The sequence below is a fragment of the Aeromicrobium marinum DSM 15272 genome, from assembly GCF_000160775.2.
Lineage (GTDB): Bacteria > Actinomycetota > Actinomycetes > Propionibacteriales > Nocardioidaceae > Aeromicrobium > Aeromicrobium marinum.
In genome coordinates this window covers 1,066,308-1,090,722 of sequence record NZ_CM001024.1, presented here as the reverse complement: position 1 = coordinate 1,090,722, position 24,415 = coordinate 1,066,308, and the positions used below count along the sequence as shown (strand labels likewise).

The following is a 24,415-nucleotide window of genomic DNA, read 5'->3' as shown; positions in this document are numbered from 1 at the left end:
CTAACGGTAGGCGGACCAGCCGCGGGCCGTGAGGGAGCGCACCAGGTGGTCGGCGCGGTCCTCGGCCACCTCGACCTCGACGAGCCCGACCGGCCGGCCGTACTCGTGATCGATGCGGATGTCCTCGATGTTCACGTCCGATTCTCCCGCATGCGTCATCAGACGCGACAGCTCCCCGGGGCGGTCGGCGATCTGCACGTGGACCACGGCGTGCTCGCGGGCCCGGTCGCCGTGCTTGCCGGGGATCCGGCGGGTGCCCGCGCGTCCGGCATCGAGCACGTCGGCGAGTCGGCCACTGAGGGTGGGGCCGCCCGCGTCGAGGGCGTCGAGCACGCGATCGAGGTCGCCGCGCAGCATCGTCAGCACCTCACGGACCTCGCCGGCGTTGCTGCCCAGGATGTCCAACCACAGTCCGGTCTCGCTCCCGGCGACACGCGTGACGTCCCGCAGACCGGGGCCCGCGAGGTCGAGGTGCGAACGTGGCGCGCTCGCCAGCAGACCTGCGGTGAGCACCGAGACCACGTGCGGCACGTGGGACACCAGCGCCACGGCCCGGTCGTGCGCCTGCGGCGTCATCGTCATCGGCACGGCACCCACCGCCGTGGCCAGCCCGGTGAGCCGGCCGACCGCGTCGTCGGTGCTGTCGGCGTGCGGCACCACCGCCCAGGGTCGCCCCTCGAACAGCCGCGGTGCGGCGGCCATCGGGCCCGAGCGCTCCGTGCCGGCCATCGGGTGTCCACCGACGTACCGCGCCGCACCGGGGTGCCCCGTGACTCCTGCCGCGATGTCGCTCTTGACGCTCGCCACGTCGGTCACCACCGCGGTCGGGAACTCCTCGAGGAGCGCCAGCACGGTCGCGGCGGTGGACGCCGGTGGCACCGCGACCACGACGATCCTCGGCGCGTCGACAGGGTCCACCGTGCCGGCGCCCAGCTGTGCTGCCACCTCCGCGGTCGCCGGGGTCAGGTCGCGCAGGTGGACGTCGGTACCGAGATCGGACAGTGCGAGCGCCACCGACGTGCCGATCAGCCCGCAGCCGACGACGAGGACCGGGCCGTCGACCCGATGGGCGGTCATGACGCCACGCTGTCCAGCAGCGCCCCGAGCTCGTCGCGGGTGAGGTCCCGGGCTCGCCCCGATCCCAGCCCGGCCAGGCGCAACGGACCGAAGGCGGTACGCGTGAGCTCGACGACGGGGTGACCGACCTCGGCCAGCAGCCGCCGCACGATGCGGTTGCGGCCCATGTGCAGGTCCAGCTCCACCAGCGAGCGGCCCTGCGAGGTGTCCTTGATCCGGAACCGGTCGACGGTCGCGGGGCCGTCGTCGAGCTCGACCCCCGACTTCAGACGGGTACCGACGGCGGGGTCGACGACGCCCTCGACCAGCGCCACGTAGGTCTTGGTGAACTCGAACGAGGGATGGGCCAGGCGATGGGCCAGGTCGCCGTCGTTGGTCATCATGAGCAGGCCCGAGGTGTCGGTGTCCAGCCGGCCCACGTGGAACAGCCGTTCGGTGCGGTCGGCCAGCAGGGACCGGAGGTCGGGTCGGCCCCGTTCGTCGGCCATCGAGGTCACGACGCCGCGGGGCTTGTTGAGCAGCACGTAGACGTGGTCGCTCGGGGGCGGCAGCCGACGTCCGTCGACGTGGATCACGTCGGTGGCGGGGTCCACACGGATGCCCATCTGGGTCGTGATCTCGCCGTTGACCTCGACGTGCCCCTCGGCCATCAGCTGCTCGCAGCGCCGGCGGCTCCCGAGTCCTGCCTGGGCGAGAACCTTCTGCAGGCGGATCCCGTCGGTGGAGAGCTCGTCACTCATCGGCCGGCACCTCCGCGGGCGAGGCATCCGTCGTCGGGGCCGGGGTCTCCGGCACGGACTCGTCCTCCATGTCGTCCAGCTCGGGCAGCATCGGGGCGATCTCGGGGAGGTCGGCGAGGCTGCCGAGCCCCATCCGCTCCAGGAAGTAGCTCGTGGTCCGGTAGAGGATCGCCCCGCTCTCGGCGTCGGTGCCCGCCTCCTCGATCAGCCCTCGGGTCACCAGGGTGCGGACGACCCCGTCGACATTGACCCCACGGATCGCGGAGATCCGCGACCGACTGATCGGCTGCCGGTACGCGACGACCGCCATGGTCTCCAGGGCCGCCTGCGTCAGGCGGGCCTGTTGGCCGTCGAGGACGAACCGCTCGACAGCAGAGGCGTACTCCTCGCGGGTGTAGAAGCGCCACCCTCCCCCGACCGGACGCAGGTCGAACCCTCGACCGGCCTCCCGGTACTCGGCCGCCAGCAGTTCCAGTGCGTCGTGGACGTCCTGCGGCGGGTGGCCGACGGCCTGGGCGAGGGTGAGGTGGTCCAGCGGCTGGTCGGCGACCATCAGCACGGCCTCGAGGGCAGGCCTCAGCTCGAGCATCTCCAGCTCCAGCTCGTGGGGACCGCGGGGCAGAGGTGCGTCAGGCATCGGATTCCTCCGGGTCGTCGGGGGTGGAGGGGTCGTCCAGCCCCGGGTCGAGCAGGTCGGCGGGCACCACGTGCACCTCGCCGGTGTCGGGTGGCGCGTCGAACTCCACGCCCACGTCCACCTCGCCGTCGTCCGAGCCGGTCCACCGCAGGTGCAGGTCCCCCAGCGGGCTCGCCTGCTCGAACGCCACCATGCCCTCACGGAACAGCTCGAGCAGCGCCAGGAACCGGGCCACGCGGGTCATGAGGTCCGGGGCGTCGGAGGTCAGCGTCCGGAAGGTCAGCGTCCGTTCGCGGCGCAGCCGGTCGACCACCAGATGGGCCTGCTCACGCACGCTCACCTGAGGGGCGTGCAGGTGGGCCAGCGAGAGTACCGGCACCGGGGCGGGGGTGAAGGCTGCCGCCGCGAGCCGAGCGAGGTCGTCCGGGGTGACCGAGATCAGCACCTCCGGCAGGAGCGCGGCGAAGCGTGGCTCCAGGCCCACGGCTCGGGGATGCCGGTGCTCCTCGGCGGCCAGGCGTCCGGCCAGATGGCCGGCGACGACCTTGAAGGCGCGGTACTGCAGCAACCGGGCGAACAGCAGGTCCCGGGCCTCCAGGAGGGCGAGATCCTCCTCGTCCTCCACCTCGGCCTGCGGCAGCAGCCTGGCCGTCTTCAGGTCCAGCAGCGTCGAGGCCACCAGCAGGAACTGGGTCGTCTGCTCGAGGTCACCGCCGAGCTGTCCGATGTAGGCGATGAACTCGCCGGTGACCTGCGACAGGGCCACGTCGGTGACGTCCATCTGGTGCTTGGAGATCAGCTGGAGCAGCAGGTCGAAGGGGCCTTCGAAGTTGACCAGGTTCACCGAGAACCCGGCGGTGGTCTCCTCGGCCGTGTCGGAGGAGGACATGGGGCTCACGTGCTCCCGAGGCGGCGGACCAGGTCGCTGTCGGCACCACCGTGCTCGAGGTCCTCCAGCGCGGCGGCGAGGGCGGCACGCACGAGGCGACCGCGGTCGACGTTGCGGCCCAGGACCGACCGCACGGTGAGGCGCGCCTGCTCGAGCGCGAGCAGCTCGTCGGCGGTGACGTACACGGTGATCTTCTCGTCGTGGCGCACGCGCCCGCTGGGAGCCGGTGCGTCGTCGGCCGGTGCGTCGTCCGCCGGAGGACCGGCCTGCTTCGGCGTCGTGGCCCGGAACAGCTCATCGGCGCCCGGCATGGGCGGGCGAGCACCCGGACGCTTGCCGGCACCGCCGGCGGGTGGGGTCACGCGGCGGGGCATCTCACCAGCACTTCCCGGGCGAGCTGCCGGTAGGACGTGGCCCCGGGCGAGGTCGTCGCGTACTCGGTGATCGGCTCACCGGCCACGGTGGCGTCGGAGAACTTGATCGTGCGGCGGATGACGGTGTGGAACACCAGGTCGCCCCACCCCTCGACCAGGGTCTGCAGCACCTCTCGACCGTGCAGGGTGCGACCGTCGAACATCGTGCCGAGCAGACCGATGATCTCCAGGTCGGGGTTGGTCCGCTCACGCACCTTCTCGATGGTCTCCTTGAGCAGCGCCACACCCCGCAGCGCGAAGTACTCGCACTCCAGCGGGATGATCACCCCGTGCGCGGCGGTGAGGGCATTGACGGTGAGGAGACCGAGCGACGGCTGGCAGTCGATCAGCACGACGTCGTAGTCGTCACGGACGTCACGCAGCACCCGGGCCAGCACCTGCTCACGGCCGACCTCGGTCACCAGGCGCATCTCGGCGGCCGACAGGTCGATGTTCGACGGGGCCAGGTCGAGGCCGGGGACGCTGGTGGGCACGATGATGTCCGGCAGCTTCAGCTCGCGGTCCATCAGGACGTGGTAGATACTCTGGTCGAGCTCGTGGGCGTTGAACCCCAGACCCACGGTGAGCGACCCCTGGGGGTCGAAGTCCAGCAGCAGGACGCGACGGCCGGTCTCGACCAGAGCAGCACCCAGGTTGATCGTCGTGGTGGTCTTGCCCACGCCGCCCTTCTGGTTGCACATCGCGATGACGGTGGCGTGGCCGGGCTTCCGCGGGGCCGGGTCGTCGAACACCGGCATCGGGCGTCCGGTGGGACCCAGGTCCTGGCTCATCTGCACCCCTTGTTCGTCCGCGGTTGGATCCCGGTCACTGTACCGTCACCGCACCGCCCGAGGATGCGCAGTCGCATACACCTCGCGCAGTCGTTCGACGGTCACCAACGTGTAGATCTGGGTGGTCGTCACCGAGGCGTGGCCGAGCAGCTCCTGCACCACCCGGACGTCGGCGCCACCGTCCAGCAGGTGGGTGGCGAACGAGTGCCGCAGGGTGTGGGGCGACACGTCGGTCTCGACCCCCGCGCGGCGAGCCGCGCGGGTCAGGACGGTCCACGCGCTCTGACGCGACAGGCGTCCTCCACGGGAGTTCAGGAACAGCGCCGGACTGGCCGCCGTCGAGGAGAGCGCGACCCGTGCCCCCACCAGGTAGTCCCCGATCGCGGTTGCGGCGAAGCTGCCGACCGGCACGATCCGGTGCTTGCCGCCCTTGCCGCGCAGCAGCAACGTGCTCTCGTCGAGGTCGAGGTCGTCGACGTCGATGCCCACGGCCTCGGAGATCCGCGCCCCCGTGCCGTAGAGGAGCTCGAGCAGCGCGCGGTCGCGCTGGGCCAACCGGGTGCCGGGCGCCCCGGCAGCGTCGAGGATGGCCTCGACCTGCTCCAGCGCCAACGCCTTGGGCAGCCGCTGGGCGGGCCGGGGCGGCTTGACCGCTCCGGCGACGTCGGTCGCGACGAGCTGTTCGCGCAGCCAGAACCGGTGCAGGCCGCGCACGGTCACCACGTGCCGGGCGACACTCGCGGCACCGAGCGGACCGGTGAGGTCGTCGCCCGTCCGCAGCAGGGCGACGAACCCCAGCAGGTCCGCCTCGGTGATCTCGTCGGGCTGCTCGCGCCCGATCTCCGCGAGGTAGCCCAGGTAGCGACGCAGGTCCCGCCGGTACGACAGCAACGTGTTGTCGGCGAGTCCGCGCTCGACCCCGAGATGGGAGAGGTAGTCCGCGACGGCCTGGCCGACCGTGACGGTCGCCCCGGTCATCGCGAGCGCCGCACCTTCTCGGCGAGGATCGCGGCGACGGTCAGGCCGTTGGTGATCCGCATGGCCAGCACGGCGTCGACGGCGTCGTCGAGGTCGACCCACCACTGGAGCATGTCGGCCTCCTCGCCCTCACGCACCGTGCGGTCGGCCTCGGCCACCCCCGAGAGGCCCGTGGCACGGAAGACCAGCAGGGTCTCCGAGGTGTAGCCGGGCGACGAGCGGGTGGTGAGCAGCGGCTCCCAGTGCTCGGCGACCAGATCGGCCTCCTCGGCGAGCTCGCGAGCGGCTCCCACCTGGGGCGACTCGTCCTCGACGTCCAGGATGCCGGCAGGGAGCTCGATCATGCGGTGGCCCACGGCGTGCCGGAACTGCTCGACGAGCATGATCCGGCCCTCCGGGTCCACCGCCAGCACCCCGACCGCGCCCCGGGGCTGCACGACCGCCCGCGACAGCCGCTCCCCCACCGGCGACACGATCGTGTCGACCCGCATCTGCAGGTATGAGCTGTCGAAGTGGGTGACGGAGGAGTCGACCGGCCAGGTGGCAGGGACGTCGGCCAGGTCGGCCGGCGCGAGACGACCCGGCAGGTGCGGGTGGGCGCTGTTCGCTCCGCCCGTCACGGAGCCACCGGCGCGTCGACCGGCAGCCTGGTCTCCCGCTGACGCTGCAGGGCGGCGGCCACCAGTCCGGCGAACAACGGGTGGGGCCGGGTCGGACGCGACCGCAGCTCCGGGTGGGCCTGGGTGGCGACGTAGAACGGGTGCACCTCGCGCGGGAGCTCGACGAACTCGACGAGCGTGCCGTCCGGCGAGGTGCCGCTGAAGACCAGCCCCGCCTCCTCGATCTGCTGCCGGTAGGCGTTGTTGACCTCGTAGCGGTGCCGGTGACGCTCCTCGATCTTGTCGCTGCCGTACAGCTCCGCGACGACGCTGCCCGGTGTCAGCGCGGCCGGGTAGCGGCCGAGCCGCATGGTGCCACCCAGGTCACCGGCGCCCTCGACGAACGCCTGCTGCTCGGCCATCGTGGCGATGACGGGCTGGGGGGTGTCGGCGTCGAACTCCGTCGAGCTGGCCTGCTCGATGCCCGCCTCGTGGCGGGCGAACTCGATGACCATGCACTGCAGGCCCAGGCACAGGCCCAGGACCGGGATCCGGCGCTCACGGGCGTAGCGCAGGGCCCCGATCTTGCCCTCGATGCCCCGGATCCCGAAGCCGCCGGGCACACAGATGCCGTCGACGTCCCCCAGGTGCTGGGCCGCCCCGCTCTCGGTGGCGCAGTCGTCGGACGGCACCCAGCGCAGGACGACTCTCGTGTCGGCCGCGAATCCGCCGGCCCGCAGGGCCTCACCGACCGACAGGTAGGCGTCGGGCAGGTCGATGTACTTGCCGACCAGCGCGATCGTGACCTCGTCCGCCGGGTGGTGGACCCGTCGCAGCAGGGCGTCCCACTCGGTCCAGTCGACGTCGCGGAACGGCAGGTCGAGGCGGCGGACGACGTACGCGTCCAGCCCCTCGCTGTGCAGCACCCGGGGGATGTCGTAGATCGACGGGGCGTCGCTGGCGGTGACCACGGCCTCGTCCTCGACGTCGCACATCAGCGAGATCTTGCGCTTGACGCTGGTCGGTATGGGCCGGTCGGACCGGCACACGATCGCGTCGGGCTGGATGCCGATCGACCTCAGGGCGGCGACGGAGTGCTGGGTGGGCTTGGTCTTGAGCTCCCCGGACGGCCCGATGAACGGGACGAGCGAGACGTGCAGGAAGAAGACGTGGCCGCGACCGATCTCGTGGCGGACCTGACGGGCCGACTCCAGGAACGGCTGGCTCTCGATGTCGCCGACGGTGCCACCGATCTCGTGGATCACCACGTCGACGTCAGGACCGCCCATCGAGAGCATCCGGTCCTTGATCTCGTTCGTGATGTGCGGGATGACCTGGACGGTGTCGCCGAGGTAGTCGCCGCGACGCTCGCGGGCGATCACGTCGGAGTACACCTGCCCGGTGGTCACGTTGGCCCGACCGACCAGGTCCTCGTCGAGGAAGCGCTCGTAGTGACCGATGTCGAGGTCGGTCTCCGCCCCGTCGTCGGTGACGAACACCTCACCGTGCTGGAACGGGTTCATGGTGCCCGGATCGACGTTGAGGTACGGATCGAGCTTCTGCATCGTGACCCGGAGCCCCCGGGACTTCAGCAACCGCCCGAGGCTGGAGGCCGTGAGCCCCTTGCCGAGCGAGGATGCGACGCCTCCGGTGACGAAGACGTGCCTGGTGACCGCGCTACCTGCCAAGGTGACTCCCGTGGATCGATGCCCCCGACGGGGCAGGTGGACTTCTGTCCACGGGATTTCAGTCTACCGGTGCGCGGCGGGACCCGTCGACCGACACGCACATCAGTCCGGCAACGCACCGTCGGCGCTGCGGCTGGTGCCCCATGAGCCGTACTCCCCGGCCGAGGCGCGCGCGAGGGCCAGCACGGCCACCGCCCGGCCCGCCGCGGTGTCGGTGACGTCGACAGTGGCGAAGCCGCTCGAGGCGTCGCTGGCCCGCGCCTGCGTCAGGACACCGTTCTCCAGGCTGGTGAGGGCCGGTCCCACGAGGGCCGCACCGCGGCCGGCCGCGGCGAAGGCGCTGGTGAAGTCGGCCAGGATCGACCCCCGTGCGTTGCCGGCCGGGCTGGTGCCCGTGACCACCAGGACGAGGTCGGCCCGGTCCGCGGGGGCCGAGGCCAGATCGATCAGACCGCCCTCGACGAACGCGGCACGGATCGTGGCGGCCGGGTCGTCCAGGGACAGGTCGTCGCGACCCACGAGCGCGCGGGCGAGAGCCGCACCGATGCGGCCGTAGCTGTCACCCGTCGCGTCGAGCCCCTCGACCCCGGCTGCCGACTCCTGCGCGACGCCCTCGGCGAACTGCCGGTTCGACGCGTCGAGCAGCTGACCGGTCAGGGCCACCTCGCCCACGACCGTGGCTCCCGCCTGGTCGAGCGCCGCCGTGAGCCCCTCGACCTCGGCCGAGCGGGCGCCGGGCGCCGTGACCACCAGGACGCGCGCGTTCGTGAGCGTGCCGTCGAGCAGGGCTCCCGACGTGCGCGCCGCGTAGGCGTTCTCGAACGCGACCACCGCCGGATCGATCCGGGCATCGGTGGTGGTGTCGGAGCCGGAGCCGTCGTCGGCCAGCAGTCCGGCCCCCAGACCCAGGCCGGCCGCCAGCGCGAGGAAGACGGCCGCCAGCGACACCAGGTGGTAACGGAAGTTGATCACGGAAGCAGTCCTTCGAGGGCCGAGGTGAGGTCGGAGAGGCGGTCCCCGAGCGTGGAGTAGAGGTCCGACCCGGCCGAGGTCGTGCCGATCGCGACCCCCACGGCGACCAGGCCGGCCAGCAGGAGCAGGGCGACCGGCCACCACGAGATCCGGCCCGTCGTCAGGTGGTGGACGGCCTTGGCGTCCATGATCTTGGCCGCGGCGCGCAGGCGGACCACGAAGGCGGGACCGATGAGTCCCGAGCCCTGTTCGAGGAAGTCGACCAGCGTGGGCGGCGCGCCGGCGTGCACGATGATCGCCGCGTGGTTGGCGTCGGCCAGCAGGATCGCGAGGTCGGTGTCGGCGCCGCTGGCCACGAACCGGACGACGTCGGGGCCGTGCTTCTCGAGCCGCTCGGGGTTCTCGATGCGGCCCGACGCCGTGGTGACGACGACCTCGCGCGCACTCCGCAGCGCCGCGGAGGACAGCGCGTCGACCCCACCCACGACGATGGTCGGGGCGTAGCCGGCCTTCAGGATCACGTCGGCCCCTCCGCCGGCACCGATCAGCACGGGGTCGCGGTCGAGGATGAACCGGCGCAGGCCGGCGAGGTCGGCAGCGGCGTCGAACCCGTCCGAGACCACGACCGCCGGCCGGTCCTTGAGCCTCGTGCTCACCCGCGGGATCCGTACCCCTTCGAGCAGCATCGCGTGCTCGCGTCGCAGGTGGTCGGCCGCGTTGACGGCCAGGATGTCGAGCTGGGTGCTCAGGTCGGTCGACGCGGCGCTCAGGTCGGCGCGGGCCCGCTGGGAGTCCTGCGCGATCCCGCTGGCGACCAGCACCCCGTCACGGAAGATCTTGCCCTCGTGGATCCGCAGGTGGTCACCACTGCGGACCCGGGCCACCAGGCCCTGCCCGACCTGGTCGACCAGGGCGATGTCGTGCTCGGCCAGCAGCTGGGGGCCCAGGTTCGGGAACCGGCCACTGGCGGAGACGGCGAGGTTGACGACGGCCGCCACCTTGGCCTGGATGAGTCGTTCCGCGTCGGACTGCTGCAGGTCGACCCGGTCGATGACGGCGATGTCGCCGGGCCGCAGCCCGGCCGTGAGGTCGCCGCCGGGCCGGACCAGGCGTGCTGGACCGGTGATGCCGGGCTTGCCGTCGTCGCTGGCCGCGGGTCGGGACTTCGTGAAGAGGGACATCACCGGCCATCGTGCCACGCAGGAGCCGCGGATCCGGGGACGCCGACGGCGTGCCGTCAGCGCCCCGCCAGGCCGAGCAGCTCGCGGGCGTGTGCCTGCGCCGAGGTGGAGTCCTCCTGGCCGGCGAGCATGCGGGCGAGCTCGTCGACCCGGTCCTGCCCGGACAGCCGGACCACCGAGCTGCTGGTCACGTTGCCGTCGTCGTCCCTCAGCACGCGGAAGTGGTGCTGGGCGAACGCCGCGACCTGGGGCAGGTGGGTCACGGCGATCACCTGTGCGTGGTCGGACAGCGCCGCGAGCCTGCGCCCGACCTCCACCGCGGCCTTGCCGCCGATGCCGGCATCGACCTCGTCGAAGACCAACGTCGGCACGGTCGAGCGGTCGGCGAGGACGACCTCGATCGCCAGCATCAGACGCGACAGCTCACCGCCGCTCGCACCCTTGTGCAGCGGACGGGCACCCGCTCCGCTGTTCGCCGCGAACAACAGCTCGACCTCGTCGATGCCGTGCGGACCCGGCTCGCGGTCGTCGAGGACCCGCACCTCGACCGTCAGCCGGGCGGCCGGCATCGACAGCTGGGCCAGCTCGGTGTCCACCAGGGCACCGAGTCGTGCGCCCGCCGCGGCACGGACCTGGCTCATCGCTCGGGCGAGGTCGCGGACCGTCACGGTCAACCGGTCGTGCTCGGCGCGGAGCTCGACGATCGTGTCGTCGTCCCCGTCCAGCTCGGTGAGTCGGGCGGCGCCCTCCTGCGCCCAGGTCAGGACGTCGTCGACGGTCGGACCGTACTTGCGAACCAGTCCCTGCAGGGCTCCCCGGCGGTCCTGCACCTGGGCCAGCCGGCCCGGGTCGATGTCGATGCCGGCCGAGTACCCGGCCAGGTCGGTGCCCAGCTCGCTCACCAGGATGGCTGCCTCGCGGGCACGGGCCACCAGGTCGTCCAGGGTCGGGTCGTGCTGGGCGACCGCCTCGAGCGCCGAGGTCGCCGCCGCGAGCTCTGCGCCCGCACCGGCGTGCGCCTCCGCGCGCTCGGCGTCGCCCACCAGGAGACCTCGGGCCTCGTCGGCGGCCAGCGCCAGGGACTCGGCATGGGCCAGCCGGGTCTCCTCCGCGCGCAGCTCGTCGTCCTCTCCCGCGACGGGCGCGACCTGCTCGATCTCCTCGAGGCCGAGGCGCAGGGCGTCCGCCTCGCGCGCCCGCTCGGCCGCCTGATGGGTCAGCTCGTCGAGCCGGCGGTCGATCTCGCGCCACCGGGCCCAGGCCGGGTCGTACCGGGACCGGAGCGCAGCCAGCTCGTCCCCGCAGAAGAGATCGAGCGCGGCGCGCTGCTGCGTCGGACGCAGCAGACGGTGCTGGTCGGACTGCCCGTGCACGGCGACCAGCTCGTCGGTGATCTCGGTGAGCAGCGCGGCCGGAACGGTGGCTCCACCGGCGTGCGCCCGGGAGCGTCCCTTGGCCGAGACTGACCTGGCCACGACGACGGTGTCGTCGACCGACCCGCCCGCCTCCTCGACCGCGGCCCGGACCCGGCCCGCGGTGCCCACCGAGATCTCCGCCTCCACGCGGGCCTGCTCGGCCCCGTGCCGCACGAGCCCGGGGTCGGCACGGTCGCCGCGCAGCAGGCCGAGCGCCGTGACGACCATGGTCTTTCCCGCTCCGGTCTCACCGGTGATGACCGTGAAGCCGGCGTCGAGCTCGAGCTCCGCCTCCTCGATGACACCGAGCGAGCGCAGCGCCAGATGGTGCCACATCAGTCCGATCCTCCCGCCAGACGGCGGGCCGCAGTGCCCCGCCAGCCCTCGACCGGGAGGTCGAACTTGCGGACCAGGCGGTCGGCGAACGGCTCCGGGCCGAGCCGGGCCAGCCGCACGCGGTGCCGGCCACGACGGACCTCCACCCGGGCCCCCGAGGGCAGGTCGGCGGCTCGGCGTCCGTCGCACCACAGCACTCCGGTGGACTGGTCGCCGACCACCTCGACCGCCACGGTGGAGTCCGGCGACACCACCAGGGGTCGGGCGAACAACGCATGGGCGCTGATCGGGACCATGAGCAGTGCCTCGACCTCGGGCCAGACGATCGGGCCCCCGGCGCTGAAGTTGTAGGCCGTCGAGCCGGTGGGGGTGGCGCAGACCACCCCGTCGCAACCCCAGCGCGAGACGGGGCGGCCGTCGATCTCGACGACCACCTCAAGCATCCGCCCGCGCGACGCCTTCTCGATCGAGGCCTCGTTGAGGGCCCAGTTGGTCGCCACCGACGTCCCGCCGACCGACACGTCGACGTCCACGGTGAGCCGGTCCTGCACCGTGTAGTCGCGAGCGACCACCCGGCGGACGACCTCGTCGAGGTCCTCGGCGTCCACCTCGGCGAGGAAGCCCACGTGGCCGAGGTTGACCCCGAGCACGGGGGTCTCGGCGTCGCGACACATCTCGGCCGCGCGCAGGATCGTGCCGTCCCCGCCGAGCACGACGGCGACCTCACAGCCGGCGGACGCGCCCGTGCCCTCCGGGACGACCTCGACGTCGGTCAGCCCGGCCGACGCGAGGATGCCGGCGTCGACCTCCAGCACCCGGATGGCCAGTCCGGCCGTCCGCAGCCGGGCGGCGAACGACGCGGCGTGCACCGCTGCCTCCGGACGGGCCGAGTGCACGATCACCAGCACACACCTCATGGGGTCACCTCCAGCGGGCCGGCCTCGACCACGGCGACGGCCGCCGCCTCGTCGGGCGCCGGGGCATCGGTGCGCAACCAGCAGAAGTACTCGACGTTGCCGGCCGGACCCGGCAACGGACTGGGAGCCAGGGCCCGGGTGCCCCACCCCTGCGACCGGGCGGCCAGGGCGACGCGGTGCACGCTCTCGGCGTGGAGCGCCGGGTCACGGACGACACCCCCGCGTCCCAGCCGATCCCGTCCGACCTCGAACTGCGGCTTCACCATCAGCACGATGTCGCCGCCCGGCTCGCACAACGCCGTCAGCGCGGGCATCACGACCGTCAGCGAGATGAAGGACAGGTCCGACACCACCAGGTCGACTGGTCCCCCGATGTCCGAGGCAGTGACGCTCCGGATGTTGGTGCGGTCGTGCACCCGCACCCGGTCGTCGGACTGCAGCGACCACACCAGCTGTCCGTACCCCACGTCGACGGCACAGACCTCGCGGACCCCCCGCCGCAGGAGCACGTCGGTGAATCCGCCGGTCGACGCGCCTGCGTCGAGGGCTCGGCGGTCCCGTACGTCCAGTCCGAGCGGCTCGAAGACCTCGAGCGCGCCGAGCAGCTTGTGGGCGCCCCGTGAGGCGTAGGTCGGACCCTCGGACTCGCGCACGAGCACCGCGGCGTCGGTGGCCACCTGCGTCGCCGGCTTCGTCGCGGTGGCGCCGGCGACCGACACGGCGCCGGCCGAGATCAGCGAGGAGGCGTGCTCGCGGGACCGGGCCAGCCCGCGCCGGACCAGCTCCGCGTCGAGGCGGACACGCCGGGTCATGGCTCCCGGTCCTCGCGACCGGCCGTGGAGAGGATGTCCCGGAGGATCCCGTGCACCCGGTCGAAGCGTGCCGCGTGCTCGGTGACCTCGACCGTGTCGAGGTCACGCAGCCCGTCGAGCGCCTCGTCGACCTCGGGGTGCCCGGTGGGAGGGAGAGCGGGGCGCGAGACGTCCGGCTCCGGCTCCGCCCCCACGTCCGTCATCGGCCCCATGTCCGTCGGCCCCGTGTTCATCGGCCCCATGTTCATCCGTCCAGTGTCCCATCGAGGGCGGGCGCCCGGCCGGTGCGGTCGGCCGTGGACCAGGCGAGCCCCAGCACGGCGCGGACAGCCTCCACCGTGCCCGTCTCGCCCGCGGTCAGCACGACGGTGCCGCGGTCGAGCGTCGCCTCGGCGCGGCCGCACCGTGCCGAGCCGGCTTCCACCGTGACCGGGGGGTGCGGCGCGTGCAGACCACCCAGGTCGGGCGCCACGAAGGTCGGGCGGTGCCCCGACGGAAGGGCGGCTGCGTCCCGGAGCGTCGCGACCCCCGTGAGCACGAGCAGGCTGGCGATGTCTCGGCCGATGGCCCCGTCGATGTCGGTGTCGGGCCGGTCGCCCACCATCAACGGTCGCTCGGACCCGAGCCGGCCGGTCGTCTCGTCGAAGAGGGCTCGCTCCGGCTTCCCGGCGACCACAGGTTCCGCGCCCGTGGCGGCCCTGACGACCTGCACGAGCGCACCGTTGCCCGGCGCGATCCCCCGGGGCGTCGGCACCGTGAGGTCCAGGTTGCTCGCGAACCACGGCACACCCGCCTGCACGGCGTACGACGCCTCGGCGAGGTCCCGCCACCCGACGTCCGGGTGGTAGCCCTGGACGACCGCCGCCACCTGGTCGTCGAAGGCGTCGACACACCGCAGACCGTGGCCCGCCAAGGGTTCGTGGAGGCCTCGGCCGCCGACCACCAGGACCGTCGCTCCGGCCGGCACCGCCTCGGCCACCAGCCGTGCCACCGCCTGGGCCGCCGTGACCACGTCGACCTCGCTGACCCCCGGCATGCCGAGCTCGGTCAGGTGCTTCGCGACCTCGAGGGCCGTCCGAGACGCGTTGTTCGTCACGTAGGCGACGGGCACACCGGCCGTCCGCACCCGGGCGATGGCATCGGCCGCGCCCGGTACGGCATCGGGTCCGACATAGACCACTCCGTCGAGATCGAGCATGACCAGGTCGAACCCGGCCACCAGCGGCTCCCGGGTGGCCGCCGGCCACACTGCTGTCGTCACCGGGCCGAGGCTACCCGGACACTCGCCTGCACCGTCGCACGTCCACGTCGACACGACTGGCGGAGCCACTCCCCGCGCGGAAGAACCGCCGGTGCAGCTCCCCCTCGACCTCCACCTCGACCCCCGGATCCAGGCGTGCCACCAGGCGCCGCGCAGCGGCGGTCCACGCGGTGCAGTCGATCGTGTCGACCAGCTGCTTGGAGCGGCGCCTCATGGCGGGGCTGCGTTGCACGACGAGTCGGAACGACACCACCTCGTCACCGCTGGGCAGGCGGCGTGTCTCAGGTGCCGACGACACCCGACCGGTCAGACGGACGAGGTTCACGGGTTCGGTCATGCCACCACCGTCCCGAAGTCCAGCAGCCGTCACCAGGGCGCGGGCGGTCCCTGTGGACCCCCCGGCCGCTGTGGACGCGGGCTCATTCCAGCTCGTCGAGCCGTTCCTGTGCGTCGGTCAGGGCGTTGCCGTCAACGGCCACCGTCCGGTGGAACCAGGTGACCGCGTCCTCGCGCCGCCCCGCGGCGAGCAGGGTGTCCGCGTACGCGTACCTCAGCCGAGCCACCCAGTCCGCGCGGGACTTGGTGTGCAGCGGCTCGGTCTCCAGCAACCGCAGGGCGGCCTCCACCTGACCGAGATCGCGCCGCGCGCCGGCCACGACGATGCTGAGCTCGACCTGGCCGGCATCGTCCAGTGCGGACCGGATGGCGGGAGTGTCGTAGGCGATGGCCTTCTCGGGCCGCTTGAGGGCCCGCTCACAGTCAGCCATCATCGGTGCGTAGTACTGCTGACCGTTCATCCGGCGGGCAGCACGGAACTCCGCCAGTGCGTCGCCGAACTTGCCGGCTGCATAGGCGGTCTCGCCGCAGGCTTCGCGGATCATGCCGTTGCGGTTGGCACGCGCCCGTGCGGCGAGGGCGTGCAGGTGCGCCGTCTCGGGATCCTCGGCCATCAACAGGCCGGCCATCACCAGATGTCTGGCCACCTTGTCGACCAGCTTCTCGGGCAGACCCTGCAAGGCCTGCCGGGCGTGCTTGTCCAGATCGCTGGCACTGACGTCGTCCGGGATGGGCGGGCCGTCGTAGACCTTCTGCTCGGCCGTGCGCTCGGGCTCACTGCGCGCGTCGCGGCGCGGCGGCCGTCCTCGACGATCACCATCGGGCTTGCCCCGGCGATCACCATCGGGCTTGCCCCGGCGATCACCATCGGGCTTGCCCCGGCGGTCACCGGCAGGCCGTCCGCGACCGGAGGACGACGGCCGTCCGCCACCGGACGCGGGACGGTTGCCCTCGCGCCGGGGTCCTCGAGATTCACTCATCGAGCTCGTCCTTCCCACACCCACCCAGGGGTGAAATGCAGCGAGGCCGCTCCCGAAGGAGCGGCCTCGCGCTAATGATTGTCCGGCGACGTCCTACTCTCCCACACAGTCTCCCATGCAGTACCATCGGCGCTGAAAGGCTTAACTTCCGGGTTCGGAATGTAACCGGGTGTTTCCCTTTCGCCATGGTCGCCGAAACTCTATGGAGATATCAATCGTAGCCTCACCGGCTCACGAGGAGCCGGAGGGCAACGGTTCCCGATCATATCTCGGGAACCTCACAGTGGACGCGGTCATACTTTGTAAGAAACAAGCCCTCGGCCTATTAGTACCGGTCAGCTCCATGCATTGCTGCACTTCCACTTCCGGCCTATCAACCCAGTGGTCTGCTGGGGGCCTTACCTGGTAAACCAGTGGGAAACCTCATCTTGAAACGTGCTTCCCGCTTAGATGCTTTCAGCGGTTATCACTTCCGAACGTAGCTAACCAGCAGTGCTCTTGGCAGAACAACTGGCACACCAGAGGTTCGTCCACCCCGGTCCTCTCGTACTAGGGGCAGCCTTTCTCAAGTTTCCTACGCGCGCGGCGGATAGGGACCGAACTGTCTCACGACGTTCTAAACCCAGCTCGCGTGCCGCTTTAATGGGCGAACAGCCCAACCCTTGGGACCTGCTACGGCCCCAGGATGCGACGAGCCGACATCGAGGTGCCAAACCATCCCGTCGATATGGACTCTTGGGGAAGATCAGCCTGTTATCCCCGGGGTACCTTTTATCCGTTGAGCGACGCCGCTTCCACTTGCCAGCGCCGGATCACTAGTCCCGACTTTCGTCCCTGCTCGAGCTGTCACTCTCACAGTCAAGCTCCCTTGTGCACTTACACTCGAAACCTGATTGCCAACCAGGCTGAGGGAACCTTTGGGCGCCTCCGTTACATTTTAGGAGGCAACCGCCCCAGTTAAACTACCCATCAGGCACTGTCCCTGATCCAGATAATGGACCTAGGTTAGATATCTAGTACAGTCAGAGTGGTATTTCAACGATGACTCCACCTGAACTGGCGTCCAAGCTTCACAGTCTCCCACCTATCCTACACAAACTGAACCAAACACCAATACCAAACTATAGTAAAGGTCCCGGGGTCTTTCCGTCCTGCCGCGCGTAACGAGCATCTTTACTCGTAGTGCAATTTCGCCGAGTCCATGGTTGAGACAGCGCCCAAGTCGTTACTCCATTCGTGCAGGTCGGAACTTACCCGACAAGGAATTTCGCTACCTTAGGATGGTTATAGTTACCACCGCCGTTTACTGGGGCTTAAGTTCTGTGCTTCGCTTGCGCTAACACGTCCCCTTAACCTTCCAGCACCGGGCAGGAGTCAGTCCGTATACGGCGTCTTTCGACTTAGCACGGACCTGTGTTTTTAGTAAACAGTCGCTTGGGCCTGGTCTCTGCGGCCTTCAACGCTTCTCAGAGCAAGTCTGATAACGCATCCGGCCCCCCTTCTCCCGAAGTTACGGGGGCATTTTGCCGAGTTCCTTAACCATGGTTCACTCGATCACCTTAGTATTCTCTACCTGACCACCTGAGTCGGTTTGGGGTACGGGCGGCTTTGAATCTCGCTAGATGCTTTTCTCGGCAGCATAGGATCACTCACTTCGACTAAAACGTCTCCGCATCGGCTCTCAGGCACATGAGTGACGGATTTGCCTATCACTCGCCCTACGACCTTGCCCCGGGACAACCATCGCCCGGGATGAGCTACCTTCCTGCGTCACACCATTGCTTGCCTACTACCAGCTTGGGTCGTGCGCTCTGCCGGCCAATGACTCCGAAGAGTCTGGAGGCCGGTTTCGGGCACTTAGCATCACTGGATTCAGCATGGGCGATTCAACGCCGGTACGGGAATATCAGCCCGTTGTCCATCGACTACGCCTGTCGGCCTCGCCTTAGGTCCCGACTTACCCAGGGAAGATTAGCTTGACCCTGGAACCCTTGGTCATTCGGTGGAGGAGTTTCTCACTCCTCATTCGCTACTCATGCCTGCATTCTCACTCGTGTGGCGTCCACGGCTGGGTCACCCCGCCGCTTCACTCGCCACACGACGCTCCCCTACCGATCCATGCGCCTGGACCACGAAGGCCTGGCTATTGCATGAATCCCATAGCTTCGGTGGATAACTTGAGCCCCGCTAAATTGTCGGCGCGGAATTACTTGACCAGTGAGCTATTACGCACTCTTTCAAGGGTGGCTGCTTCTAAGCCAACCTCCTGGTTGTCTCTGCGACTCCACATCCTTTTCCACTTAGTTATCGCTTTGGGACCTTAGCTGATGGTCTGGGCTGTTTCCCTCTCGACAATGGAGCTTATCCCCCACTGTCTCACTGCTGCGCTCTCACTTACCGGCATTCGGAGTTTGGCTGAATTCAGTAAGCTTGTAGGCCCCCTAGTCCATCCAGTGCTCTACCTCCGGCAAGAAACACGCAACGCTGCACCTAAATGCATTTCGGGGAGAACCAGCTATCACGGAGTTTGATTGGCCTTTCACCCCTATCCACAGGTCATCCCCCCAGTTTTTAACCTAGGTGGGTTCGGTCCTCCACGCGGTCTTACCCGCGCTTCAACCTGCCCATGGATAGATCACTCCGCTTCGGGTCTAGATCCAGCAACTCAATCGCCCTATTCGGACTCGCTTTCGCTACGGCTACGGCTCTCGCCTTAACCTCGCTACTGAACGCTAACTCGCAGGCTCATTCTTCAAAAGGCACGCTGTCACAGTTCCGAAGAACCGCTCCAACGGATTGTATGCACATGGTTTCAGGTACTATTTCACTCCCCTCCCGGGGTACTTTTCACCTTTCCCTCACGGTACTAGTCCGCTATCGGTCATCGAGGAGTATTTAGGCTTAACGGGTGGTCCCGCCAGATTCACACCGAATTTCAGGGGTTCGGTGTTACTCGGGGTGACGCAAAAGAGCCATGAGCTTACGTGTACGGGGGTCTCACCCTCTGTGCCGCGACTTTCCAGTCGGCTTTCACTTCACTCATGGTTTGTGACTCTTTGCTCGTTCGGCAGAACGAGCCATGCGGCCCCACAACCCCCCAGTGACAACGCCTGCCGGCTATCACATCACTGAGGTTTAGCCTCTTCCGGTTTCGCTCGCCACTACTACCGGAATCACTGTTGTTTTCTCTTCCTGTGGGTACTGAGATGTTTCACTTCCCCACGTTCCCTCCAAACGCCCTATGTGTTCAGGCGCAGGTACCTGGACTTTCCTCCAGGTGGGTTTCCCCATTCGGACATCCCCGGATCACAGGTCGGTTGTCACCTTCCCGGGGCTTTTCGCAGACTCCAACGTCCTTCATCGGCTCTCGATGCCAAGGCATCCACCATGTGCACTTAGTAGCTTGTTGTTACTACAAAGATGCTCGCGTCCACTGTGAAGTTCTCAAAATACGATCGGTCCCGCATACGGGTCCCGCGCCTGCCAAGACCGTAGTCCTGGCGGTTCGCGGAGTATGCGGTCCGAGAAACCACCTCTTGACGAGCTGATCCCTCAGGACCCAACAGTGTGCCTGATTCAGTGAAGTCTTTCGAGCGAGGTTCCACGCCCTTGCGGGCAGTACTGACACTCTTGGCCTTCACCAAGCCAAATAGTCGACGATCCACTAGTGAGCTGGGCCGCATCAACACATTCGGCTGATAAACGCCCCAATGGACAACCAGGCTTGCGCCGGCTGCCAAGTGCTCCTTAGAAAGGAGGTGATCCAGCCGCACCTTCCGGTACGGCTACCTTGTTACGACTTCGTCCCAATCGCCAGCCCCACCTTCGACAGCTCCCTCCGTAAACGGTTGGGCCACTGGCTTCGGGTGTTGCCGACTTTCATGACGTGACGGGCGGTGTGTACAAGGCCCGGGAACGTATTCACCGCAGCGTTGCTGATCTGCGATTACTAGCGACTCCGACTTCATGGGGTCGAGTTGCAGACCCCAATCCGAACTGAGACCGGCTTTTTGGGATTCGCTCCACCTTGCGGTTTCGCAGCCCTTTGTACCGGCCATTGTAGCATGCTTGAAGCCCTGGACATAAGGGGCATGAAGACTTGACGTCATCCCCACCTTCCTCCGAGTTGACCCCGGCAGTCTCCTATGAGTCCCCACCATTACGTGCTGGCAACATAGAACGAGGGTTGCGCTCGTTGCGGGACTTAACCCAACATCTCACGACACGAGCTGACGACAGCCATGCACCACCTGTATACCGACCACAAGGGGGGCTACATCTCTGCAGCTTTCCGGTATATGTCAAACCCAGGTAAGGTTCTTCGCGTTGCATCGAATTAATCAGCATGCTCCGCCGCTTGTGCGGGCCCCCGTCAATTCCTTTGAGTTTTAGCCTTGCGGCCGTACTCCCCAGGCGGGGCGCTTAATGCGTTAGCTGCGGCACGGAGACCGTGGAAGGTCCCCACACCTAGCGCCCAACGTTTACGGCATGGACTACCAGGGTATCTAATCCTGTTCGCTCCCCATGCTTTCGCTCCTCAGCGTCAGGTAATGCCCAGAGAACCGCCTTCGCCACCGGTGTTCCTCCTGATATCTGCGCATTCCACCGCTACACCAGGAATTCCGTTCTCCCCTGCATACCTCTAGTCTGCCCGTATCGGAAGCACGCTCAGGGTTGAGCCCTGAGTTTTCACTCCCGACGCGACAAACCGCCTACGAGCCCTTTACGCCCAATAATTCCGGACAACGCTCGGACCCTACGTATTACCGCGGCTGCTGGCACGTAGTTGGCCGGTCCTTCTTCTGCGGGTACCGTCACTTTCGCTTCGTCCCCGCTGAAAGAGGTTTACAACCCGAAGGCCGTCATCCCTCACGCGGCGTTGCTGGATCAGGCTTTCGCCCATTGTCCAATATTCCCCACTGCTGCCTCCCGTAGGAGTCTGGGCCGTGTCTCAGTCCCAGTGTGGCCGGTCACCCTCTCAGGCCGGCTACCCGTCAATGCCTTGGTGAGCCGTTACCTCACCAACTAGCTGATAGGCCGCGAGCTCATCCTTCTCCGCCGGAGCTTTCCACCTCAGAACATGTGATCCGAGGTCGTATTCGGCATTAGCCATCGTTTCCAATGGTTATTCCGAAGAGAAGGGCAGATTGCTCACGTGTTACTCACCCGTTCGCCGCTCGTGTACTCCCGAAGGAGCCTTACCGCTCGACTTGCATGTGTTAAGCACGCCGCCAGCGTTCGTCCTGAGCCAGGATCAAACTCTCCGTTGAAAGTGCACCGACTTGCGCCGGCTTACTGCAACATCAGTTCAACCTGACAAACTATTTGCTGACAAATAAATTGTCGGAATTGATTCCATCGAGATCAGCGAGCCGAAGCTCACTGACGGGTCTCGACGGGGTACTACTAATTAATCTCGTCGACTTTTGGCACACTGTTGAGTTCTCAAGGATCAGACGCTCACCGCGCCTGGGCCGTTTCCGGCTTGCGCTGCGGGGCAACTCGTCTAACTTACACGGCGCGCCTACCAGGGTCAAACCCGGGTGGGGCTTCCATGTCACTCGCCGTTGTCAGCGACCAGTTTCCGGATCTGAGATCCTGGCGTTGGCCGTTTCGGTTGGAGTGGCTACTCGCTCCGAGCGCCCGGCCTGCTGGCCTTGCGCTCCGTCGTGCTGAGCAACAAGAAGAACATTACGCAGACGTTCCAGTCAGGTCAAATCGACGCCGTGTGACGCGCGCCACAAGCATCACGGGGCGAGCTTGACGCCTGCAACCGCACGCTTTCCGCGCCTCAACACCGTCCATCCGCCGGCGAGTCGCGGCGCGTCGGCCACCGGTGCGTCCGGATCGTCCACCCGCTGGTTGTTCATGTAGGCGCCACCTTCCAGCACGGTCCGGCGGGCCGCCGATCGGCTGTCGACCAGACCGCAGGCGACCAGGGCGTCGGTGACCGACGCGTCGGCCGGCACGGTCGCCACTCCCGCCTCGGTGAGCGCGGCGGCGAGGGTGGCCTCGGGGAGGTCCGACAGCTCGCCCTTGCCGAACAACGCCGAGGCCGCGTGCTCGGCAGCCTCGGCCTCGGCCGCCCCGTGGACGATCGTGGTCAGCTCGCGGGCGAGCCGGCGCTGTGGCACCCGGCGGCCGGGCGCCTCGGCGTGCTCGGCCATCAACGCGTCGATCTCCGACAGCTCGAGGAAGGTGAACTGGGCGAGGTACTCCCCCACCTTGGAGTCCTCCGCCTGGATCCACGTCTGGTGGAAGGCGTAGGGACTCATGAGGTCGGGGTCGAGCCAGATCGTGCCCGACTCTGTCTTGCCGAACTTGGTCCCGTCCGCCTTGGTGATGAGGGGGGTCGCGAAGGCGTGCACCCGGTCCCCGTCCGCCCGGCGGACCAGCTCGACGCCGGCTGTCAGGTTGCCCCACTGGTCGCTGCCGCCGGTCTGCAGCACGCACCCGTGGCGTCGGTGCAGCTCGAGGTAGTCCAACGACTGCAGCAGGACGTAGCTGAACTCGGTGTAGCTGATGCCCGACTCCAGCCGGCTGCTGACGACGTCGCGGGCCAGCATGCGGTTGACCGGGAAGTGCTTGCCGATGTCGCGAAGGAAGTCGATCGTGTTCAGCTGGCCGGTCCAGTCCAGGTTGTTGACGACCGTCGCGGCGTTGTCGCCGTCGAAGTCGACGAACCGCGTGACCTGCGCGCGGATCCGGTCGACCCAGTCGGCGACGGTCTCACGACTGTTCATCGACCGCTCGCCCGACTCCTTGGGGTCTCCGATCAACCCGGTGGAGCCCCCGACGAGGATCAACGGACGGTGACCGGCCAGCTGCAGCCGGCGAGCCGTGAGGATCTGCAGCAGGTTCCCGACGTGCAGGCTGGGCGCCGTGGGGTCGAAGCCCACGTAGTACGTGACCGGGCCCGCCGACAGCGCCTCCCGGAGCGCCTCGATGTCGGTCGAGTGCGCCACGAGCCCGCGCGCCACGAGGTCGTCCAGTACGTGGGTCACGAGGTCTCCAGCCAGTCGTCGTTCGGGTCGCCGTCATTGTGTCGCACCACCGGAATAGCCCCGGACACGGCGTGGTTGGGGACGACGTGGACACCCCCGTGCGAGTTCAGGTCTGGTCCGACGTCGCGTGCCCCTGGTGCTTCGTGGGCAAACGCCGGTTCGAGGCGGCCGTGGCACGGTTCGACGGTCAGGTGGAGGTCGAGTACCGCAGCTTCGAGCTGTCCCCCGAGACGCCCGTCGACTTCGACGGCAGCTCGGTGGACTTCCTCGTGCGGCACAAGCGCATGCCGCCCGAGCAGGTGCGTTCGATGCTCGCCGACATGACGCGGGTCGCCGCCGACGAGGGCCTGGCGTTCGACTTCGACACCGTGCGGCACACGAATACCCGCCGGGCCCACGAGCTGCTCCACCTCGCCAGTCGCGCAGGGCTCCAGGTCGCCATGAAGGAACGCCTGCTGGCCGCCTACTTCGAGGAGGGCCGCCACGTCGGCCGGATCGACGACCTGGCCGACCTGGCCGCCGAGGTGGGTCTGGACCGCGACGACGTCGTCGCGGCGCTCACCTCGGGACGGCACGCGGCCGACGTGACCGCCGACATCGAGCAGGCCCACGAGTACGGCATCTCCGGGGTGCCGTTCCACGTCGTCGACGGCCGGTTCGCCGTCTCGGGCGCGCAGTCGCCCGAGACCTTCCTCGCTGTCCTGCAGCGCGCCCGTGACGAGGTCCCCGCATGAGCCGGCCGCCCTGGGAGCAGGTCGGGCAGGACGACGGCACCACGTGCGTCGACGGGGTGTGTCAGGTGCCCGAGGTCCCGGACGACGCCCGTGGGGAGCGCCGGTAGGCCGACACGGTCGGGTCGCCGGTGACCCAGAACCGCCACGGCAGGTCGGCCGCGCGGGACACCCCGACGCGAGGACCGCTGGAGATCGGCGGCGGGCCGACCGGTGGACCCAGCCGCACGGCCCCGGTCCGCACGTCGGCACCGCGGTCCTCCAGAGTGATCCCGAGCGCCGCGGCCAGGTTGCCGGGTCCTCGGGCCAGACGCGCCGGCCCCACGTCGCCGCGCCGCTGCTCGGCGAGGGCGTGTCCGGCGACGACCCGACCGGCCCGCAGGAGCACCGCCGCCGCGCGGTCTGTCGGTCCGGTGACGATGTTCGCGCAGTGGTGCAGCCCGTACGAGCGGTAGACGTAGAGGCGCCAGGGCGGGCCGTACATGATCTCGGAGCGAGGGGTGCGGGTGAACGCGTGCGACGCCGGGTCGTCGATGCCGCCGTAGGCCTCGACCTCCGTGATCACCACCGTGACACCGTGCGCCGAGAAGGCTCGGCCGAGCAGACCTCGCGCACGCTCCACGACGGCCGGCTCCTCCACCGTCCGACCGTACGTCAC

General features: G+C 68.7%; 21 protein-coding genes and 3 rRNA genes. 1 reads left to right on the top strand and 23 read right to left on the bottom strand.

The window, feature by feature from the left end:
• From HMPREF0063_RS05670 to tyrS, 22 genes are all read right to left on the bottom strand, one after another.
• Nucleotides 1-1,077, bottom strand: a complete 1,077-nt coding sequence (locus tag HMPREF0063_RS05670) for a prephenate dehydrogenase (RefSeq protein ID WP_007077691.1) — start codon at nt 1,075-1,077, stop codon at nt 1-3.
• Nucleotides 1,074-1,817 (bottom strand): pseudouridine synthase, encoded by a 744-nt coding sequence (locus HMPREF0063_RS05665; RefSeq protein WP_007077690.1) that lies wholly within the window; start codon nt 1,815-1,817, stop codon nt 1,074-1,076. Before HMPREF0063_RS05665 ends, HMPREF0063_RS05670 begins: the two co-directional genes overlap by 4 nt.
• Nucleotides 1,810-2,454, bottom strand: a complete 645-nt coding sequence (gene scpB, locus HMPREF0063_RS05660; RefSeq protein WP_007077689.1) for an SMC-Scp complex subunit ScpB — start codon at nt 2,452-2,454, stop codon at nt 1,810-1,812. Before scpB ends, HMPREF0063_RS05665 begins: the two co-directional genes overlap by 8 nt.
• Nucleotides 2,447-3,343: a segregation and condensation protein A gene (locus HMPREF0063_RS05655; RefSeq protein WP_007077688.1), complete on the bottom strand. Its 897-nt coding sequence runs from the start codon at nt 3,341-3,343 to the stop codon at nt 2,447-2,449. The genes scpB and HMPREF0063_RS05655 overlap by 8 nt, the downstream gene beginning before the upstream one ends.
• Nucleotides 3,344-3,348: 5 nt before the next feature.
• Nucleotides 3,349-3,717 carry a hypothetical protein gene (locus tag HMPREF0063_RS17265; protein ID WP_040320128.1) on the bottom strand — a complete coding sequence of 123 codons (369 nt, stop codon included), beginning with the start codon at nt 3,715-3,717 and terminating at the stop codon, nt 3,349-3,351.
• Complete coding sequence (locus HMPREF0063_RS05645) at nt 3,702-4,547, bottom strand: ParA family protein (RefSeq protein WP_083788977.1); 846 nt, start codon at nt 4,545-4,547, stop codon at nt 3,702-3,704. Before HMPREF0063_RS05645 ends, HMPREF0063_RS17265 begins: the two co-directional genes overlap by 16 nt.
• Before the next feature lie 45 nt (nt 4,548-4,592).
• Entirely contained in the window at nt 4,593-5,525 is a 933-nt protein-coding gene (locus tag HMPREF0063_RS05640) for a site-specific tyrosine recombinase XerD (protein WP_007077685.1), read from the bottom strand.
• A complete protein-coding gene (locus tag HMPREF0063_RS05635; protein WP_007077684.1) occupies nt 5,522-6,145 on the bottom strand; it encodes an NUDIX domain-containing protein in 624 nt (207 codons plus the stop codon). The genes HMPREF0063_RS05640 and HMPREF0063_RS05635 overlap by 4 nt, the downstream gene beginning before the upstream one ends.
• Nucleotides 6,142-7,812: a CTP synthase gene (locus HMPREF0063_RS05630; protein WP_007077683.1), complete on the bottom strand. Its 1,671-nt coding sequence runs from the start codon at nt 7,810-7,812 to the stop codon at nt 6,142-6,144. Before HMPREF0063_RS05630 ends, HMPREF0063_RS05635 begins: the two co-directional genes overlap by 4 nt.
• 102 nt (nt 7,813-7,914) lie before the next feature.
• Nucleotides 7,915-8,784: a copper transporter gene (locus HMPREF0063_RS05625; RefSeq protein WP_007077681.1), complete on the bottom strand. Its 870-nt coding sequence runs from the start codon at nt 8,782-8,784 to the stop codon at nt 7,915-7,917.
• Nucleotides 8,781-9,965 (bottom strand): putative cytokinetic ring protein SteA, encoded by a 1,185-nt coding sequence (steA, locus tag HMPREF0063_RS05620; protein WP_040320570.1) that lies wholly within the window; start codon nt 9,963-9,965, stop codon nt 8,781-8,783. Before steA ends, HMPREF0063_RS05625 begins: the two co-directional genes overlap by 4 nt.
• Before the next feature lie 56 nt (nt 9,966-10,021).
• Complete coding sequence (gene recN / locus HMPREF0063_RS05615) at nt 10,022-11,716, bottom strand: DNA repair protein RecN (RefSeq protein ID WP_007077679.1); 1,695 nt, start codon at nt 11,714-11,716, stop codon at nt 10,022-10,024.
• Nucleotides 11,716-12,633 carry an NAD kinase gene (locus tag HMPREF0063_RS05610; RefSeq protein ID WP_007077678.1) on the bottom strand — a complete coding sequence of 306 codons (918 nt, stop codon included), beginning with the start codon at nt 12,631-12,633 and terminating at the stop codon, nt 11,716-11,718. Before HMPREF0063_RS05610 ends, recN begins: the two co-directional genes overlap by 1 nt.
• Nucleotides 12,630-13,445, bottom strand: a complete 816-nt coding sequence (locus tag HMPREF0063_RS05605) for a TlyA family RNA methyltransferase (RefSeq protein ID WP_007077677.1) — start codon at nt 13,443-13,445, stop codon at nt 12,630-12,632. Before HMPREF0063_RS05605 ends, HMPREF0063_RS05610 begins: the two co-directional genes overlap by 4 nt.
• Nucleotides 13,442-13,693, bottom strand: a complete 252-nt coding sequence (locus HMPREF0063_RS05600) for a hypothetical protein (RefSeq protein WP_007077676.1) — start codon at nt 13,691-13,693, stop codon at nt 13,442-13,444. Before HMPREF0063_RS05600 ends, HMPREF0063_RS05605 begins: the two co-directional genes overlap by 4 nt.
• A complete protein-coding gene (locus HMPREF0063_RS05595) occupies nt 13,690-14,706 on the bottom strand; it encodes an HAD-IIA family hydrolase (protein ID WP_040320126.1) in 1,017 nt (338 codons plus the stop codon). Before HMPREF0063_RS05595 ends, HMPREF0063_RS05600 begins: the two co-directional genes overlap by 4 nt.
• A 10-nt stretch (nt 14,707-14,716) precedes the next feature.
• Nucleotides 14,717-15,043: a single-stranded DNA-binding protein gene (locus HMPREF0063_RS05590; RefSeq protein ID WP_007077674.1), complete on the bottom strand. Its 327-nt coding sequence runs from the start codon at nt 15,041-15,043 to the stop codon at nt 14,717-14,719.
• A gap of 82 nt (nt 15,044-15,125) precedes the next feature.
• Complete coding sequence (locus tag HMPREF0063_RS05585; protein ID WP_007077673.1) at nt 15,126-16,022, bottom strand: tetratricopeptide repeat protein; 897 nt, start codon at nt 16,020-16,022, stop codon at nt 15,126-15,128.
• Between the two features lie 80 nt (nt 16,023-16,102).
• Nucleotides 16,103-16,219 (bottom strand): 5S ribosomal RNA (rrf, locus tag HMPREF0063_RS05580).
• A gap of 108 nt (nt 16,220-16,327) precedes the next feature.
• Nucleotides 16,328-19,431: ribosomal RNA gene (locus HMPREF0063_RS05575) — 23S ribosomal RNA — on the bottom strand.
• A gap of 342 nt (nt 19,432-19,773) precedes the next feature.
• Nucleotides 19,774-21,292 (bottom strand): 16S ribosomal RNA (locus HMPREF0063_RS05570).
• Together the 16S, 23S and 5S rRNA genes form the textbook arrangement of a ribosomal RNA operon.
• 477 nt (nt 21,293-21,769) lie before the next feature.
• Entirely contained in the window at nt 21,770-23,026 is a 1,257-nt protein-coding gene (tyrS, locus tag HMPREF0063_RS05565; RefSeq protein WP_007077672.1) for a tyrosine--tRNA ligase, read from the bottom strand.
• 86 nt (nt 23,027-23,112) lie between these two features.
• Here tyrS and HMPREF0063_RS05560 point away from each other — a divergent pair, with 86 nt between their 5' ends.
• Nucleotides 23,113-23,760, top strand: coding sequence for a DsbA family oxidoreductase (locus tag HMPREF0063_RS05560; RefSeq protein WP_040320125.1), 648 nt, complete (start codon nt 23,113-23,115; stop codon nt 23,758-23,760).
• 61 nt (nt 23,761-23,821) lie between these two features.
• Here the strand turns inward: HMPREF0063_RS05560 and HMPREF0063_RS05555 are convergent, their stop codons facing one another.
• The gene (locus tag HMPREF0063_RS05555; RefSeq protein ID WP_007077670.1) at nt 23,822-24,415 is read right to left on the bottom strand and encodes a DNA-3-methyladenine glycosylase; all 594 of its coding nucleotides are present in this window, start codon (nt 24,413-24,415) and stop codon (nt 23,822-23,824) included.

Excerpts from the sequence above, each read along its gene's own strand:
- HMPREF0063_RS05665 (WP_007077690.1), bottom strand. The coding sequence starts at position 1,817 with ATGAGTGACGAGCTCTCCACCGACGGGATCCGCCTGCAGAAGGTTCTC.
- HMPREF0063_RS05655 (WP_007077688.1), bottom strand. The coding sequence starts at position 3,343 with ATGTCCTCCTCCGACACGGCCGAGGAGACCACCGCCGGGTTCTCGGTG.
- recN (WP_007077679.1), bottom strand. The coding sequence starts at position 11,716 with ATGTGGCACCATCTGGCGCTGCGCTCGCTCGGTGTCATCGAGGAGGCG.
- HMPREF0063_RS05585 (WP_007077673.1), bottom strand. The coding sequence starts at position 16,022 with ATGAGTGAATCTCGAGGACCCCGGCGCGAGGGCAACCGTCCCGCGTCC.
- scpB (WP_007077689.1), bottom strand. The coding sequence starts at position 2,454 with ATGCCTGACGCACCTCTGCCCCGCGGTCCCCACGAGCTGGAGCTGGAG.
- HMPREF0063_RS05590 (WP_007077674.1), bottom strand. The coding sequence starts at position 15,043 with ATGACCGAACCCGTGAACCTCGTCCGTCTGACCGGTCGGGTGTCGTCG.
- HMPREF0063_RS05610 (WP_007077678.1), bottom strand. The coding sequence starts at position 12,633 with ATGAGGTGTGTGCTGGTGATCGTGCACTCGGCCCGTCCGGAGGCAGCG.
- HMPREF0063_RS05670 (WP_007077691.1), bottom strand. The coding sequence starts at position 1,077 with ATGACCGCCCATCGGGTCGACGGCCCGGTCCTCGTCGTCGGCTGCGGG.
- HMPREF0063_RS17265 (WP_040320128.1), bottom strand. The coding sequence starts at position 3,717 with ATGCCCCGCCGCGTGACCCCACCCGCCGGCGGTGCCGGCAAGCGTCCG.
- steA (WP_040320570.1), bottom strand. The coding sequence starts at position 9,965 with ATGTCCCTCTTCACGAAGTCCCGACCCGCGGCCAGCGACGACGGCAAG.
- HMPREF0063_RS05600 (WP_007077676.1), bottom strand. The coding sequence starts at position 13,693 with ATGAACATGGGGCCGATGAACACGGGGCCGACGGACATGGGGCCGATG.
- HMPREF0063_RS05640 (WP_007077685.1), bottom strand. The coding sequence starts at position 5,525 with ATGACCGGGGCGACCGTCACGGTCGGCCAGGCCGTCGCGGACTACCTC.
- HMPREF0063_RS05645 (WP_083788977.1), bottom strand. The coding sequence starts at position 4,547 with ATGAGCCAGGACCTGGGTCCCACCGGACGCCCGATGCCGGTGTTCGAC.
- HMPREF0063_RS05605 (WP_007077677.1), bottom strand. The coding sequence starts at position 13,445 with ATGACCCGGCGTGTCCGCCTCGACGCGGAGCTGGTCCGGCGCGGGCTG.